This is a genomic window from Isoptericola sp. S6320L, from assembly GCF_023015685.1.
In the GTDB taxonomy this organism is placed as follows: Bacteria; Actinomycetota; Actinomycetes; order Actinomycetales; family Cellulomonadaceae; genus Isoptericola; species Isoptericola halotolerans_A.
The window spans coordinates 25,802-40,895 of sequence record NZ_JALKAT010000014.1 but is presented as its reverse complement, the minus strand read 5'-3'; the positions used below and the strand labels follow the sequence as shown (position 1 = coordinate 40,895).

Below are 15,094 nucleotides of genomic sequence, written 5' to 3'. Positions count from 1 at the left end.
TGGTGGCCGACGGCGACGAACAGGAAGGAGAGGGCGATGGAGGTAGTCATTGCTCCGGCCCAGGAGCTGGCGGTCCTGGCCGCCGACGCGATCGAGGCGCTGCTGCGACGCCGGGCGGACGCGGTGCTGGGCCTGGCCACCGGGTCGAGCCCGTTGAAGGTGTACGACGAGCTGGCCCGGCGACACGACGCGGAAGGGCTGTCGTTCGCCCGGGCGCGAGGGTTCATGCTCGACGAGTACGTGGGGCTGGCGGCCGATCATCCGGAGCGCTACCGGAACGTCATCGCCACCGAGATCGCCGACCGCGTGGACTGGCCGGCCGACCAGGTGACGGGCCCCGACGGCCTCGCCGACGACCTGCCGGCGGCGTGCGCCGCCTACGAGGAGGCGATCGCGGCGGCCGGGGGCGTGGACCTCCAGCTCCTCGGGATCGGGACCGACGGTCACATCGGGTTCAACGAGCCGGGTTCGTCCCTGGCCTCGCGCACCCGGATCAAGACGCTGACCGAACAGACCCGGGTCGACAACGCGCGGTTCTTCGACGACGACGTGGACCAGGTGCCGCGGCACTGCCTGACGCAGGGGCTGGGCACGATCATGGAGGCCCGGCACCTGGTGCTGCTGGCCACGGGGAAGCACAAGGCCGAGGCGGTGCACCAGCTCGTCGAGGGCCCGGTCTCGGCGCTGTGGCCGGCCACCGTGATGCAGTGGCACCCGCACGCGACGGTGCTGGTCGACGAGGCCGCGGCGTCACGCCTGCAGCTCGCGGGGTACTACCGCCAGACGTACGCGTCCAAGCCTGGTTGGCAGGGTCTGTAGCGGCCGGCCGCGCGGTCGGTGTCGGTGGCCGGCACGTAAGATGGAGGCCATGAGCGAGCCCCTCTCCACCCCTCCCTCGCAGGACACCGGACCGGGTACCAGCGTCCTCGAGCGCCCCGACACGCGGGAGCAGTCGGCGGAACCGGGCGACCACGAGCGCTTCGCGCACTACGTGCGCAAGGAGAAGATCATGCAGTCGGCGATGTCCGGCAAGCCGGTGATCGCGCTCTGCGGCAAGGTCTGGGTCCCGGGACGCGACCCCTCGAAGTTCCCCGTGTGCCCCGTCTGCAAGGAGATCTACGACGGCCTGCGCGCGCCGCAGGACGGCGACGGCGACTCCACCACGTGAGCGCGTCCCTTCCCGAGCCCGAGTCCGTCGACCTCTTCGAAGCCGCCTCCGAGCCGCACGAGGCGGCCAAGCCGCTGCCGCGGTCACCGTCCGTGGCGGCGGCGTCCCAGCTCAGCCCGGCGTTCCCGCGCCGGGCGCCCTGGGGCACCGCGTCGAACCTGCGCGCCTGGCAGGCGGAGGCCCTCGCGCTGTACCACGAGCGGTCGCCGCGGGACTTCCTGGCGGTGGCGACGCCGGGCGCCGGCAAGACGACCTTCGCGCTGCGGGTCGCCACCGAGCTGCTGGACGCCGGGATCGTGCGCCGGGTGACCGTCGTCGCGCCCACGGAGCACCTCAAGCACCAGTGGGCGGACGCCGCGGCCCGGGTCGGCATCCGCATCGACCCGTCGTTCAAGAACTCCCAGGGCCGCCACGGGTCCCACTACGACGGCGTCGCGCTCACCTACGCCCAGGTGGCGGCCAAGCCGGCGCTGCACCGCGCCCGCACGCAGGCGGCCCGGACGCTCGTCATCCTGGACGAGGTGCACCACGGCGGCGACGCGCTGAGCTGGGGTGACGCCGTCCGCGATGCGTTCGAGGACGCCACGCGGCGGCTTGCGCTGACGGGCACGCCGTTCCGCAGCGACACCGCGTCGATCCCGTTCGTCACCTACGAGGCGGACCGGGAGGGGATCCGGCGCTCCCGGGCGGACTACACCTACGGCTACGGCGAGGCGCTGCGCGACCACGTGGTGCGGCCCGTGCTGTTCATGACCTACTCGGGCGAGATGCGGTGGCGCACCCGGGCGGGCGACGAGGTCGCGGCGCGGCTCGGCGACGCGATGACGAAGGACATGCACGCCCAGGCGTGGCGCACGGCGCTCGACCCGAACGGCGAGTGGATCCCGTCCGTGCTCGCCGCGGCGGACAAGCGCCTGACGGAGGTGCGCCGGTCCGTGCCCGACGCCGGTGGGCTGGTCATCGCCTCCGACCAGACCGACGCCCGGGCGTACGCCGGGCACCTGGCCCGCGTCACCGGCCAGAGCCCCACCGTGGTGCTCAGCGACGACGACGGCGCGAGCGCCCGCATCGACGAGTTCGCGGCGGGCACGCAGCGGTGGATGGTGGCGGTGCGGATGGTCTCCGAGGGCGTCGACGTGCCGCGCCTCGCCGTCGGCGTCTACGCCACCAGCACGTCCACGCCGCTGTTCTTCGCCCAGGCCGTGGGCCGGTTCGTCCGCGCCCGCAAGCGCGGCGAGACGGCGTCCATCTTCGTGCCCAGCGTGCCCCTGCTGCTCGAGCTGGCGAACGGGATGGAGATCGAGCGCGACCACGCGCTGGACCGCCCGCAGACGGCCGAGGAACAGGGCATCGAGTACGACCCGGAGGCGGCGCTGCTCGCCGCGGCCAACAAGGAGGAGAAGGCGTCGGGGGAGCTCACCGGCTCGTTCGAGGCGCTCGAGGCCCAGGCCACCTTCGACCGGGTCCTGTTCGACGGCGGTGAGTTCGGCACCGGTGGTGACATCGGCTCGGCGGCGGAGCAGGATTTCCTCGGCCTTCCCGGCCTCCTCGACGCCGACCAGGTCACCACGCTGCTGCGCCAGCACCAGGCCGCCCAGACGAGCGGGCGATCGGGGGCGACGGCGTCGGAGGCGGCGCTCGAGCAGTCCGAGCAGGAGCACCGTCGCGCGGCGGCGCTGCGCAAGGAGCTCTCCAAGCTGGTCTCGGCGTGGGCGCGCAAGTCCGGGCGTCCGCACGGGTCGGTGCACACCGAGCTGCGACGGCGCTGCGGTGGTCCGGAGGTCCCGCTGGCGACCGCCGCCCAGCTCGACGAGCGCGTCGAGATGGTGCGGGGCTGGTTCGTCGGCAAGAAGTAGTGACGGCGCCCGTGGACTGGGCGCCTGACCACCACGTAAACGTTTCACCAGATGGCGACGGAACCGTGCTCCCCGCAGGATGTGAGCGATCACATCGGCGTGAGAAGAGGAGCACAGCATGCAGAAGTCCATCGCCCGCCGCCTCGCCCTGGGGGTGGTCGCCGCGCTGGCGCTGACCCCGACGGTGGCGTACGCCGGGGATCCGGCCGTGGCCGGATCACCCACGACCCTGGCCGCCGAGAGCCTCGTCACCAACGGCGACATGGAGGACGGCACGAACGGCTGGACCGCCTTCGGGGCGGGTTCGGTCGACCCCGGCTGGTGGCCCGTGCACGGGGGGAGCATGGCGCTGCGGTCCACGGGACGGACCGCCTCCTGGAACGGCCCGGCCCAGGACGTGACGGCCGCCCTGTCGAACGGCACGACCTACTCCACGAGCCTCTGGATGCGGACGGAGACCGGGACGCCGGACGGCAAGGTCACCTTGAGCGTCACCGCCGGGGGGACGACCGACTACGTCACCCTCGCGCAGGGCGCCGTCAGCCCCGGGGGCTGGGCGGAGCTCACCGGTGAGGCCACGGTGTCCTGGACGGGATCGCTGGAGTCCGCGTCCCTCTACGTCGAGACGACCAGCGGCACCGACGACTTCCGCATCGACGACCTGCAGGTCGTCGGGGACGGCGGCGGGGGATCCACGTGCGAGCTCCCGTCGTCCTATGACTGGTCCTCCACCGGACCGCTCGCGCAGCCGGGTCCCGGGTGGGCGTCGCTCAAGGACTTCACCACGGCCCCCTACGACGGCGGTCACCTCGTCTACGCCACCACCCACGACTTCGGTGACTCCTGGGGCTCGATGAACTTCGACGTCTTCGGGGACTGGTCCCAGATGGGTTCCGCCGCGCAGCACGGCATGCAGTCCTCGACGGTGGCGCCGTCGCTGTTCTACTTCGAGCCGGCCGACACGTGGGTCCTCGCCTACCAGTGGGGCGCCTGGCCCTTCATCTACCGGACGTCGGACGACCCGACGGACGCCAACGGCTGGTCGCAGCCCGCCCCGCTCTTCACCGGGTCCATCCAGAACTCCGGGACCGGCCCGATCGACCAGGCGCTCATCGCCGACGACACCCACATGTACCTGTTCTTCGCCGGGGACAACGGCAACATCTACCGGTCCCGGATGCCGATCGGGGACTTCCCGGGGAACTTCGGGTCGTCGTACGACGTGGTCATGAGCGACACCACGAACAACCTGTTCGAGGCGGTCCAGGTCTACCGGGTCGAGGGGACCGGGGAGTACCTCATGATCGTCGAGGCGATCGGCGCGAACGGCCGCTACTTCCGGTCCTTCACGGCCGACAGCCTCGACGGGCAGTGGACCCCGCAGGCCGCCACGGAGGCCGAGCCCTTCGCCGGCCGGGCGAACAGCGGCGCCACCTGGACGGACGACATCAGCCACGGCGAGCTCCTGCGCACCAGCGCCGACCAGACCATGACGGTCGACCCGTGCCACCTGCAGCTGCTCTACCAGGGACGCGACCCCAACTCCGACGGGGTGGACTACGGGCTGCTCCCGTACCGCCCGGGTCTGCTGACGCTGCGGAACTGAGGTTCCGCCGCCGCGCGGGGCAGGGTGCCCGTGTCCCTCACAGACGCCAGGTGACCGTCGGGATCGCCGCGTCGCCGTGGGACAGGCGCCGTGCCCCGCGCGGCAGCTCCGCCCGGGACGTCCGGTGCTGGGTGGCGGCGTTGGCGACGCCGTAGGCGCCCACCCAGCGGGAGTCCACGGCGCCGTCGGTCACGAGCGGCACGTGCAGGCGTCGCAGCCGGCCGTCCTCGGCGCCGCCCTCGCTGCCGTCCGGCTCCCAGGTGACCACCTGCTCGTCGGGGCCGGTGACGAGCACCTCCTCGACCGCACGGCCGTCGCGGTCGAGCCGGCGGGCGGCCGCCTTGCGTCCGCCCTGGCTCGACTTGCGCGTCGAGGCCTTCTCCACCGGCTGCATCCGGCCCGCACCGTCGGTGCGGGCCACCAGCTTGTAGACCATGCCGCAGGTCGGCGCGCCCGACCCCGTCACCAGGGACGTGCCGACCCCGTAGACGTCCACCGGGGCGGCGGCGAGACCCGCGATCGCGTGCTCGTCCAGGTCCGAGGTGACCACGATCTTGGTGTCCGTGGCGCCGAGCGCGTCGAGCTGTTCGCGCACCTCCACCGCGAGCGCGCCCAGGTCGCCGGAGTCCAGCCGCACGGCACCGAGTCCCGTGCCCGCGGCCTCGACGGCGCGCTCGACGCCGCGCGGCACGTCGTAGGTGTCGACCAGCAGCGTCGTGCCGGGCCCGAACGCCTCGACCTGGGACGCGAAGGCCGCGGGTTCGTCGTCGTGCAGCAGGGTGAAGGCGTGCGCCGCGGTCCCGATGGTGTCGAGCCCGTAGCGGAAGCCGGCCTCGAGGTTGCTGGTGCCGGCGAACCCGGCGACGACGGCGGCGCGCGCGGCGGCGACCCCCGCCTGCTCGTGGGTGCGGCGCGAGCCCATCTCGAGCACGGGCCGGTCGACGGCGGCGCTCGTCATGCGGGACGCGGCCGAGGCGATGGCGGAGTCGTGGTTGAGGATCGCCAGGACGAGCGTCTCCAGGAGCACCGCCTCGGCGAAGGTGCCCTCCACCTGCAGCACCGGGGACCCGGGGAAGAACGTCTCGCCCTCGGGGTAGCCGGTGATGGTGCCGGTGAACCGGTACCCGCGCAGGAAGTCGAGCGTCCGGTCGTCGACGACGCCGGCGCGCTCGAGGTACGCGAGCTCGGTCTCCCCGAACCGGAAGGCGGGCAGCGCCTCGAGCACCCGGCCGGTGCCGGCGAGCACGCCGTACCGCCGCCCGGCGGGCAGGCGCCGGGTGAACACCTCGAAGACGCAGTGCCGGTGGGCCGTGCCGTCGGCCAGCGCCGCCTGCAGCATCGTCAGCTCGTACCGGTCGGTCAGGAGCGCCAGCGAGGGTCGCAGCGTCGGCAGCGGGGCGGCCGGCAGCGACAGCGGGGAGGCGAGGGACTCGGGCGGCGAGGCGCCCTTGCCCCGGATCGCGTCGTTCATGCCCCTACCGTAGGGTGCGGCGGGCCCCGGAGCAGCACGAGCACCTAGGCTGGTGCCGTGGCGATGACGAGCTCGGCGACGCAGGAGGACACCCGGACCGAGGAGGTGCCGGGGCTGGCCGACCCCTGGGTGACGATCGTGTGGAACGACCCGGTCAACCTCATGAGCTATGTCGCCTTCGTCTTCGAGAGCTACTTCGGCCACCCGCAGGCGGAGGCGCACCGGCTCATGATGCAGGTGCACGAGGAAGGCCGGGCCGTCGTCTCGACGGGGCCACGCGAGCGCATGGAGGTGGACGTGCAGGCGATGCACGGCTTCGGGCTGTGGGCCACGCTGCAGCAGTCCGGCGCGTCGGGCACGGAGGCGGGCGCATGACGCCGTTCCGCTCGACCCCGGCCGGCTTCGTCGCCCGCTGGGAGCCGGTCGAGCGCGAGGTGCTGGCGCGGGTCGCCCGCGACGTCGCCGACCTGCTGCGTGCCGACGCCGGGCTCCCGGACGACGTGACCGACGCCGAGGTGGCGGACGCCGGCGTGGCGTTCACCGGGGTGGCCCGGGTCCCCCGGGACCCGGCGGTGCAGCGGCTCCTGCCGGACGCGCACCGGGAGGACGCGGACGTCGCGGCCGAGTTCCGGCACCTGACCCAGACGGACCTCGCGGCCGGCAAGGTCGCCCGCCTGCGGGCGTTCGCGGACACCGTGGACGCCGCCGCCGACGACGGCGGTGCGGGCGCCGCGTCGTCCGACGGTCAGGTGGTGGTCGCCCGCGACACCGCCCAGGAGTTCGCCGGGGCCCTCACGGACGTGCGGCTGGTGCTCGGCGAACGTCTGGGCCTCGACGACGACGCCGACATCGAGCACCTGCACCACGAGGTGCTCACGGGGCTGGGGATCGTGGACGACGCCGAGGGTGCGGACCCGGACGAGACGGACGCCGCCGGTCTGGACGCCGAGCAGCGCTCGTACTGGGGCGGGGTCTTCGTGGCCGCCGGGTTCGCCCAGGAGTCGCTGATGGACGAGCTGCTGGCCGAGCTGCGGGCCCGTGGCCGCGGTGCCGACGAGTGAGGCTGTGGCCCTCACCACGCGTGTCCCGGATCACGAACCCGGTGCTCAGCGCCCTGCGCCGTTAGGCTGCCAGCCGTGAACGACGCCCCCATCGGGATCTTCGACAGCGGGGTGGGCGGTCTGACGGTCGCCCGCTCGGTGCTCGACCAGCTCCCGCACGAGCAGCTGCACTACATCGGCGACACGGCGAACGGCCCCTACGGGCCGAAGCCGCTCGCCGCCGTGCGCGCGATGGCGCTCGCGGTCATGGACCGGCTCGTCGACGACGGCGTGAAGATGCTCGTCATCGCGTGCAACTCGGCCTCCGCGGTGGCGCTGCGCGACGCCCGGGAGCGGTACACCGTGCGCCGCGGCATCCCGGTGGTCGAGGTGATCCTGCCGGCCGCGCGCCGCGCCGTCGTCGCCTCGCGGTCCGGACGCATCGGCGTCATCGGCACGAAGGCCACCGTGGACTCGCTGGCGTACGACGACGCCTTCGCCGTGACCCCCGGGCTGGAGCTCACGAGCAAGGCGTGCCCCGAGTTCGTCCGTCTCGTCGAGGAGGGCACGACGTCGGGCCCCGAGGCGCTGGAGATCGCCGCGGAGTACCTGGCGCCGGTCAAGGCGGCCGGCGTGGACACCCTGGTGCTGGGATGCACGCACTACCCGCTGCTGTCGGGACCCATCTCCTACGTCATGGGCCAGGACGTCACGCTGGTCTCCTCGGCGGAGGAGACCGCCATGGACGTCTACCGCAAGCTGGTGGCGCACGACCTGGAGCGCACCCTGGACGCCCCGGCGCCCGTGCACCGGTTCGCCACGACGGGCCGGCCGGAGCAGTTCGAGCAGCTCGCGCGGCGGTTCCTCGGGCCCGAGGTCAACCTCGTGGAGGCGGCATGAGGCTGGTACCCGTCGGCGTGTCCGGCTCCCTGCCCGGACCCGAGTCCCCGGCCTCCTGCTACCTGGTCCAGGCGCACGACGGCGAGCGGGACTGGAGCGTGGTGCTCGACCTCGGCTCGGGATCGCTCGGTGCGCTGCAGCGCTACGTCGACCCGCTGGACGTGGACGCCGTGGGCATCTCGCACCTGCACCCCGACCACTGCGCGGACCTGTCCGGGCTGTACGTCTACCTGCGGTACCACCCGGAGCGGGGATCGCACCGCACCGGGCAGCCGCGTCACCTGGCCGTCCACGGACCGTCGACCACGCGGGAGCGCGCGGCGGCGATGTACGGCCTCGAGAGCGGCGAGAACATGGACGCCGAGTACGCGTTCCGGACGTGGCAGCCCGGTACGCCGGTGCACGTCGGGCCGCTGACGATCGAGCCGTTCGCCGTCAACCACCCGGTCGAGGCGTACGGGATGCGGGTGACCGGCCCGTCGTCGGACCGCCCGGGGGAGCGGGCGACCCTGGTGTTCTCCGGGGACACCGACCACTGCGACGCGCTGGTCGAGGCCTCCCGGGGCGCCGACCTGCTGCTGTGCGAGGCGGCGTTCCTCGAGGGTCGCGACGACGGGGTGAGCGGGATCCACCTGACCGGGCGCCGCGCCGGGAAGGTGGCGGCCGAGGCCGCGGCGGGGCGGCTGCTGCTGACCCACCTGACGGTCTGGACCGATTCCGCGGACACCCTGGCCGAGGCGCGCGGCGAGTACGACGGGCCGCTGGACGTGGCCCGCACCGGCGTGGTCTACGAGCTGTGACGTCGCCCGAGCGTGCCGTGACCGCGCGGCGGCTGCGCGTCTGGCCCGCCGTGGTCGCCGACGTCGCCTGCGTCCTGGTGTTCGCCCTCGTGGGGACGGCGAACCACGACTCGGGTGGTTCCGCGGCGCACGTGCTGGCGGTCGGTGCGCCGTTCGGCGTCGGGCTGGCGGCCGGGTGGGCGGCGAGCCGCGCCTGGCGGACGCCGGCGCGGCCCTGGCCGACCGGTGTGGTGGTCTGGTTCGCCACCGTGCTGCTGGGGCTGGCGCTGCGGCCGCTGTTCGGCGGCGGGTTCGCGTGGTCCTTCGCCCTGGTGACGGCGGTGTTCCTCGGCGTGACGATGCTCGGCTGGCGTCTGGTAGCCAGGCTCGCCCGCCGTCGCCCCTGAGCGTTGTGGGCGCGATCTCTGGCCCGTGATGTCCGTTCTGTACGGGTATCGAGCCCAAGAATCGCGCCCACAGCGATGAGCGGGCGGGCGGGGGCGGGTCAGAGCGCGGCGGCGATCTCCGGGGCCAGCGCACGGAACGCCTTGCCGCGATGGCTGATCGCGTTCTTCTCCTCCGGCGTCAGCTCGGCCGACGTGCGCGTGCCGGGCCGGCCGTCCGGCCCCGGCTCCTGCTCTGCGGGGACGAGGATCGGGTCGTAGCCGAACCCGTTCGTCCCGCGCGGCTCGCGCACGAGCACGCCCGGCATCTCGCCGAGGCACACCTCCTCGTGACCGTCCGGGGTGACCAGCGCCGCCGCGCAGACGAACGCCGCTCCTCGGTGCTCGTCGCGCACGTCGCCGAGCTGGGCGAGCAGCAGGCCCAGGTTGGCGACGTCGTCCCCGTGCCGGCCGGCCCAGCGCGCCGAGAAGATCCCCGGGGCCCCGCCCAGCACGTCGACGCTCAGCCCGGAGTCGTCCGCGACGGCGGGCAGCCCGGTGGCCCTCGCCAGCGCCCGCGCCTTGATCAGTGCGTTCTCGGCGTAGGACACCCCGTCCTCGACCGGCTCGGGCGCTCCGACGTCGCCGGCGGTCACCACCGCGTCGTCCGGCAGGGTGTCCAGCCCGGGCTGGGCCCGCAGGATCGCCAGCAGCTCGACGAGCTTCTTGCGGTTGTGGGTCGCCAGGACGACCCGGGCCGACGGCGGGACCGCGACGGTGGCCACGCTCAGAGCTCCTGGGCGAGCGCCGCCTGCTGCAGCGCGGTCAGCTCGGCGGTGCCGGCCGTGGCGAGGTCGAGCAGCGCGTCGAGCTCGCTGCGGTGGAAGGGGACGCCCTCGGCCGTGCCCTGGACCTCCACGAAGGAGCCGGAGCCGGTGGTCACGACGTTCATGTCGGTCTCGGCGCGGACGTCCTCGACGTAGGGCAGGTCCAGCATCGGCACCCCGTCGATGATGCCGACGCTCACGGCGGCCACGGAGTCGGTGAGCACCTGCTTGCCACCCTTGACGTGCCCGTGGCGGGCACCCCAGGCGACGGCGTCGACCAGGGCCACGTAGGCACCGGTGATGGCCGCGGTCCGGGTGCCGCCGTCGGCCTGCAGCACGTCGCAGTCGAGCACGATGGTGTTCTCGCCCAGCGCCGTGACGTCCACGACGGCCCGCAGCGACCGGCCGATGAGCCGGGAGATCTCGTGGGTGCGTCCGCCGATCTTGCCCTTGACGGACTCGCGCTGGCTGCGGGAGTTGGTGGCGCGGGGCAGCATCGCGTACTCGGCGGTGACCCAGCCCTCGCCGGAGCCCTTCTTCCAGCGCGGCACGCCCTCGGTGAACGAGGCGGTGCACAGCACGCGGGTCTTGCCGAACTCCACGAGGACGGAGCCCTCGGCGTTCTCGCTCCAGCCGCGGGCGAAGGTCACGGGGCGGAGCTGGTCGGGCGTGCGGCCGTCAGAACGAGGGGAAGTCATGCGCCACACCCTATCCGGGCCCGCCGAACGTCGAGGTTCGGCCCGCAATGGGCCCGCAAAACGGTCCGGACCTCGACGCTCGGCACCGGGGGCGGAGTGGGGGGATCACATGCCGAAGCGGCGGCGCAGCTCGCGGGCGTGCCGTCGCGAGACCTCCACGCGCGAGCGCTGCCGGTCGGCCATGACGACCACCAGCGCGCCCTGGAAGTCGGGCACCAGCTCGCGCACGTGGTCCAGGTTGACCAGGTAGGAGCGGTGCGCCCGGAAGAAGTGCCCGCGCAGCCGTCGTTCCAGCTCGTTGAGGGACATGGTCACCAGCAGGCGCTCGTCGGCCAGCTTGAGGTAGGAGTACCCGCGCGCCGCGCTGGCGTACACGATCGACGCACCGTCGACCAGCACCGTGCGCCCGTCCTTCTGCACCGGGATGCGCACCAACGGCTCGACGTCGCCCCGCGTCGGGGTGTCCGCCGTCCCGGCCGAGCCCGCGGCGCCGGCGGCGGAGCCCGCGGTGTCGCCACCCGGGACCGCGCCGCCCGACGGCGGGGCGGACGCCGCGCTGCCGGGGCCGGCACCGGCCGACGTGCCGTCGTCGGGGCGCAGCGCGCGCTCGAGCGCCCGCCGCAGGCGGTCGGCGTCGAACGGCTTGAGGAGGTAGTCCGCCGCGGCGAGGTCGAAGGCGTCGACGGCGTGGTCCGGGTAGGCCGTGGTGAAGATGACCTTCGGGGGGTCAGGCTGCCGGCGCAGCGCCGCGGCGACCTCCAGGCCGGACCCGCCGGGCATGCGCACGTCGAGGAGCACGAGGTCGTAGTCGAGCGAGCCCAGCAGGAGCAGGGCCTCCTCGCCGTTCGTGGCCTCGCCCACGACCTGGACCTGCCCGATCTCCTCGAGCAGGTAGCGCAGCTCGGCCCGTGCCGGGGCCTCGTCGTCGACGATCAGGGCCTTGGGTCGCATCGGGCGTCACCTTAGCGGGATCTGCAGGTCCACGGTGGTGCCCTTCCCCGGGGTCGAGGCGACGTCGAACGAGTAGCGGTCGCCGAACAGCGAGTCGAGCCGCTGGGAGATGTTCCACAGCCCGACGCCCGAGTGCCGGGGACCGGCGGTGCCGGGACGCTTGCCCGCCAGCAGCCGGTCCAGGACCTCCGGGGCCATGCCGACGCCGTCGTCGCTGACCCGGATCGACGTGGTGCGCGTCAACGGGTCGACGCGGGCGCGCAGCTGGACCGTGCCCCCGGTGACCGAGTCCGCGATCCCGTGCTTGATCGCGTTCTCCACGAGGGGCTGGATGACCAGCACGGGCACCCGCGACGTGAGCACCTGCGGGTCCAGGTCGTACCGCACCCGCAACCGGTCGCCGAACCGGGCCTGCTCCAGCGAGACGTACGTCCGCACGAAGAAGTACTCCTGGCTGAACTCCGCGAAGTGACCGTCCTGACGCACCGCGTAGCGGAAGAAGTCGCTCAGCCGCAGCAGCAGCTGACGGGACTCGTCGGGATCGGTGCGTGACTTCGACGCGATCGTGTTGAGGATGTTGAACAGGAAGTGCGGGTTGATCTGCGCACGCAGGGCGTCGAGCTTGGCGTCGGAGGCGAGGTGGCGCTCGCGGTCCATCTCGGCCAGCTCCAGGTGCAGGGAGAGCATCGAGGCCATGTCGTCGACGAGCACGCGCGGCGCCGGTTCGTCGTGCACCCGGTAGACCTTCAGGGTGCCCACCACGCGGTCGGCCACGGCCAGCGGCGCGACGACGGCGGTGCGCAGCGGGCAGCCCGGCTCCGGGCAGCCGATCCCGTCGCGGGCGTGCACCACGACGGTGCGCTTCTTGCCGAGGGCTAGGCGGGACACCCGGGTCTGCAGCGTGCCGCCCACGTGGTGGTGGTCGGACCCGGGCCCGACGAACGCCAGCACCTGCTCGGTGTCGGTGATCGCGATGGCGTCGCCGCCGAGCAGCGGCCGGATGAGCTGGGCGGTGCGGCGGGCGGCGTCGGGCGTGAGCCCGTTGCGCAGCGGCATCGACCGGCCGGCGGCCGCGATGGTCAGCCCGTCGCGCATGCCCCGCGGGTCCCGGGGCCGGCGGGCAGGGAGCCACGACGGGGTGCGGGCGGTGGAGCCGCCGAGCGGGCCGCCCCGCGGTCCGCGCAGCGCGGACGGGTAGCCGAGCACGACGACGGTGCTCACCACCAGACCCGACGCCAGGGTCGGCAGCACCCCGAGCGGGGGAGCGACCAGCACCTGCGTGATCAGGTACACCGCTGCCCAGGCCGCGACCAGGACACCGGCCAGCAGCGCGCTACCCCCGCGCACGCCGCGTCCTCCGGGCGTCACGTCGCCGCCGGTTCTCCGCCACGACGAGCCGCGCCAGGCGCTCGGCGTGCCGGTCGGCGGCCGTGCCGTGCATGATCAGCCACGACTTCTCCACGTCCGGCGGCGGCGTGGTGCGCCGCGAGACCAGCACGGTGACGGCGGCGGCCAGCGGGGCCGCGACGAGCGTCGGGGTGACCAGCGCGTCGCGCAGCAGCCCGCCGTCTGCGGACAGACCGGCGGTGAACATTGCCACCGCGACGACCATGCCGGTGATCATGCCGGCGACCGCCCCCCGGGCCGTCGTGCGGGGCCACCAGATCGCCAGCAGGAAGACCGGCGTCAGGGCCGACCCGGCCACCGCGAAGGCCCACGTCACCATGGTCGCGACGATCGAGGGCGTGGCGGCGGCGAAGGTCTCGGGACGCAGCGCCAGTCCCAGGCAGGCGGCGGCGCACGCCGTGACCAGCGTGGTGATCCGGCCGGCGAGGACCGCCTGGCGCTGGGTGGCCCGGGGGTTGATGTGCCGCTCGTAGACGTCGTGCCCCCACGACGCCGCGGCGGCGAGCAGCAGCCCCGCGATGGTCGACATCACCGCGATGAGCGCACCGGCGGCGACCACGCCGAGGCCGGCGTCGCCGCCGTAGATCCGGCCCAGCACCGGCAGCGCGTGCTCCGGGACGCGCAGCACCCCGTCCACCGTGAGCTCGGCGAGCCACGGGTGGTCCGCGACGGCGGCCGGCACGATCTCGCGTGCCGCCGTGCCGAGCATGACCGCCAGGGAGTAGAAGACTCCGGCCAGGCACAGCACCCACACGGTGGTGGTGCGGGCGGCGGCGCCGGTCGGGGACGTGAAGTAGCGGTTCATGACGTGCGGCAGCCCGGCGGTGCCCATCGCCAGGGTCACGATGAGGGCGAACTGTCCGAGACCGCCGTAGCGGGCGCCCGGCTGGCCGAAGACGGCGGCGTCGCCGGGGTGCAGGGCGTTCTGCTCGGTGGCCAGGCCGCCGTCGTCCGCCGGGTTGACCAGGGGTTCCGTCGAGAGGTCGGCGACGGCGTCGCCGTAGTGGAAGCCCTCGCCCAGCACGGTGGCGGCGAGCCAGACGAGCGCGCCGAGCAGGAGCAGGAACTGCACCGCCTGCGTCCAGGTGGTGCCGCGCATGCCGCCGAACGCGACCAGGCCGGTGACCACCGCCGTGGAGACGAGGATCCCGGTGGCGTACGGCGAGAGCCCGAGGAGGCCGGAACCCACGAGCAGCTCCCACGTGATGCCCGATCCCACGGCCTGCGGCACGAGGTAGGACAGGATGACGAGCTGGACCACGCCGACGGCCACCAGCCGGACCTTCTCCGAGCCGAGCCGTCGGCCGAGGAAGTCCGGGATCGAGAACTCGCCGAACCGGCGCAGCGGCGCCGCGACGAAGAGCAGCACCGGCACGAACCCGGCGGCGAACCCCACGGCGTACCAGGCGCCGTCGAGGCCGGTGGCGTAGACGGCGGCGGCCACCCCGAGGAACGACGCCGCCGAGAAGTAGTCCCCGCAGATGGCCCAGGCGTTCGTCGCCACGCCGACGCGCTGCCCGGCCAGGTAGAAGTCGACGGTCGAGGCGCCGCGCGGCCGCATGACGACGGCCACCACGGTCAGCAGGACGAGCACCGCGGCGAGGGTCAGCGCGCTCGGTCCGGTCACGGGACCTCGCCGGGCGGCTCGAGGGTGACAGGGAAGCCCTCGTCGCGCGTGTCGTCGAGCATGCGGTGCTCGACCGCCGAGGTCAGGCGCGACACCGCGATGCCGAGGACGGCGAAGAACAGGTAGAGGCCGAACGCCGCGACGAGGAACCCGGGGCTCATGCCGCCCACGAGCCGGGCCTGCGACCACCAGTCCAGCGTCAGCGAGAGCACGGGGAAGGCCGCGACACCCAGGAGGAACACGACGAAGTAGCCCACCGCCACGCGCCGGAGCGTGCGGAAGGTGGCGTCCACCTCTGCCGGCGTGTGCCGGGCATCGACGTCGTCGTCCATGGACAAGCACCTTACGGAGCCTGGGCTCCCGCCGACAGGGGTACGTCGG

Annotated in this window: 16 protein-coding genes; 9 read left to right on the top strand and 7 right to left on the bottom strand. The window is 73.7% G+C overall.

Annotated features, from left to right (window positions below; genetic code table 11):
- Positions 1 to 36: 36 nt before the first annotated feature.
- The 4 genes from nagB to MWU57_RS09940 all read left to right on the top strand — a co-directional run bounded on the left by nagB (position 37) and on the right by MWU57_RS09940 (position 4,630).
- On the top strand, positions 37 to 819 hold the full coding sequence (gene nagB, locus MWU57_RS09955; protein WP_246909021.1) for a glucosamine-6-phosphate deaminase: 783 nt from the start codon (positions 37 to 39) through the stop codon (positions 817 to 819).
- Positions 820 to 868: 49 nt separating this feature from the next.
- Positions 869 to 1,168: a DUF3039 domain-containing protein gene (locus MWU57_RS09950; RefSeq protein WP_106266945.1), complete on the top strand. Its 300-nt coding sequence runs from the start codon at positions 869 to 871 to the stop codon at positions 1,166 to 1,168.
- A 74-nt stretch (positions 1,169 to 1,242) separates the two neighbouring features.
- The gene (locus tag MWU57_RS09945) at positions 1,243 to 3,024 is read left to right on the top strand and encodes a DEAD/DEAH box helicase (protein WP_281495534.1); all 1,782 of its coding nucleotides are present in this window, start codon (positions 1,243 to 1,245) and stop codon (positions 3,022 to 3,024) included.
- A gap of 118 nt (positions 3,025 to 3,142) precedes the next feature.
- Positions 3,143 to 4,630 carry a non-reducing end alpha-L-arabinofuranosidase family hydrolase gene (locus MWU57_RS09940; RefSeq protein ID WP_246909020.1) on the top strand — a complete coding sequence of 496 codons (1,488 nt, stop codon included), beginning with the start codon at positions 3,143 to 3,145 and terminating at the stop codon, positions 4,628 to 4,630.
- Between the two features lie 37 nt (positions 4,631 to 4,667).
- Here MWU57_RS09940 and MWU57_RS09935 read toward each other — a convergent pair whose 3' ends face one another.
- A complete protein-coding gene (locus MWU57_RS09935; RefSeq protein WP_106266650.1) occupies positions 4,668 to 6,101 on the bottom strand; it encodes a nicotinate phosphoribosyltransferase in 1,434 nt (477 codons plus the stop codon).
- Positions 6,102 to 6,164: 63 nt separating this feature from the next.
- Here MWU57_RS09935 and clpS point away from each other — a divergent pair, with 63 nt between their 5' ends.
- From clpS to MWU57_RS09910, 5 genes are all read left to right on the top strand, one after another.
- Positions 6,165 to 6,476 (top strand): ATP-dependent Clp protease adapter ClpS, encoded by a 312-nt coding sequence (clpS, locus tag MWU57_RS09930; protein ID WP_246909047.1) that lies wholly within the window; start codon positions 6,165 to 6,167, stop codon positions 6,474 to 6,476.
- Positions 6,473 to 7,162 carry a DUF2017 family protein gene (locus tag MWU57_RS09925; protein ID WP_246909019.1) on the top strand — a complete coding sequence of 230 codons (690 nt, stop codon included), beginning with the start codon at positions 6,473 to 6,475 and terminating at the stop codon, positions 7,160 to 7,162. The genes clpS and MWU57_RS09925 overlap by 4 nt, the downstream gene beginning before the upstream one ends.
- Positions 7,163 to 7,237: 75 nt before the next feature.
- Positions 7,238 to 8,041: a glutamate racemase gene (murI, locus tag MWU57_RS09920; RefSeq protein WP_106266644.1), complete on the top strand. Its 804-nt coding sequence runs from the start codon at positions 7,238 to 7,240 to the stop codon at positions 8,039 to 8,041.
- Positions 8,038 to 8,841, top strand: a complete 804-nt coding sequence (locus MWU57_RS09915; RefSeq protein ID WP_106266642.1) for an MBL fold metallo-hydrolase — start codon at positions 8,038 to 8,040, stop codon at positions 8,839 to 8,841. Before murI ends, MWU57_RS09915 begins: the two co-directional genes overlap by 4 nt.
- Positions 8,838 to 9,227, top strand: a complete 390-nt coding sequence (locus MWU57_RS09910; protein ID WP_246909018.1) for a DUF3054 domain-containing protein — start codon at positions 8,838 to 8,840, stop codon at positions 9,225 to 9,227. Before MWU57_RS09915 ends, MWU57_RS09910 begins: the two co-directional genes overlap by 4 nt.
- Positions 9,228 to 9,325: 98 nt before the next feature.
- Here the strand turns inward: MWU57_RS09910 and rdgB are convergent, their stop codons facing one another.
- The 6 genes from rdgB to MWU57_RS09880 form a co-directional block, all read right to left on the bottom strand.
- On the bottom strand, positions 9,326 to 9,988 hold the full coding sequence (rdgB, locus tag MWU57_RS09905; RefSeq protein WP_246909017.1) for an RdgB/HAM1 family non-canonical purine NTP pyrophosphatase: 663 nt from the start codon (positions 9,986 to 9,988) through the stop codon (positions 9,326 to 9,328).
- Between the two features lie 2 nt (positions 9,989 to 9,990).
- The gene (gene rph, locus MWU57_RS09900; RefSeq protein ID WP_106266638.1) at positions 9,991 to 10,728 is read right to left on the bottom strand and encodes a ribonuclease PH; all 738 of its coding nucleotides are present in this window, start codon (positions 10,726 to 10,728) and stop codon (positions 9,991 to 9,993) included.
- Between the two features lie 105 nt (positions 10,729 to 10,833).
- Positions 10,834 to 11,679, bottom strand: a complete 846-nt coding sequence (locus MWU57_RS09895) for a LytTR family DNA-binding domain-containing protein (RefSeq protein ID WP_246909015.1) — start codon at positions 11,677 to 11,679, stop codon at positions 10,834 to 10,836.
- A 6-nt stretch (positions 11,680 to 11,685) separates the two neighbouring features.
- Entirely contained in the window at positions 11,686 to 13,026 is a 1,341-nt protein-coding gene (locus MWU57_RS09890; protein WP_246909013.1) for a histidine kinase, read from the bottom strand.
- On the bottom strand, positions 13,013 to 14,713 hold the full coding sequence (locus tag MWU57_RS09885; protein WP_246909011.1) for a cation acetate symporter: 1,701 nt from the start codon (positions 14,711 to 14,713) through the stop codon (positions 13,013 to 13,015). Before MWU57_RS09885 ends, MWU57_RS09890 begins: the two co-directional genes overlap by 14 nt.
- Positions 14,710 to 15,045 (bottom strand): hypothetical protein, encoded by a 336-nt coding sequence (locus MWU57_RS09880; RefSeq protein ID WP_246909009.1) that lies wholly within the window; start codon positions 15,043 to 15,045, stop codon positions 14,710 to 14,712. Before MWU57_RS09880 ends, MWU57_RS09885 begins: the two co-directional genes overlap by 4 nt.
- Between the last annotated feature and the right edge of the window lie 49 nt (positions 15,046 to 15,094).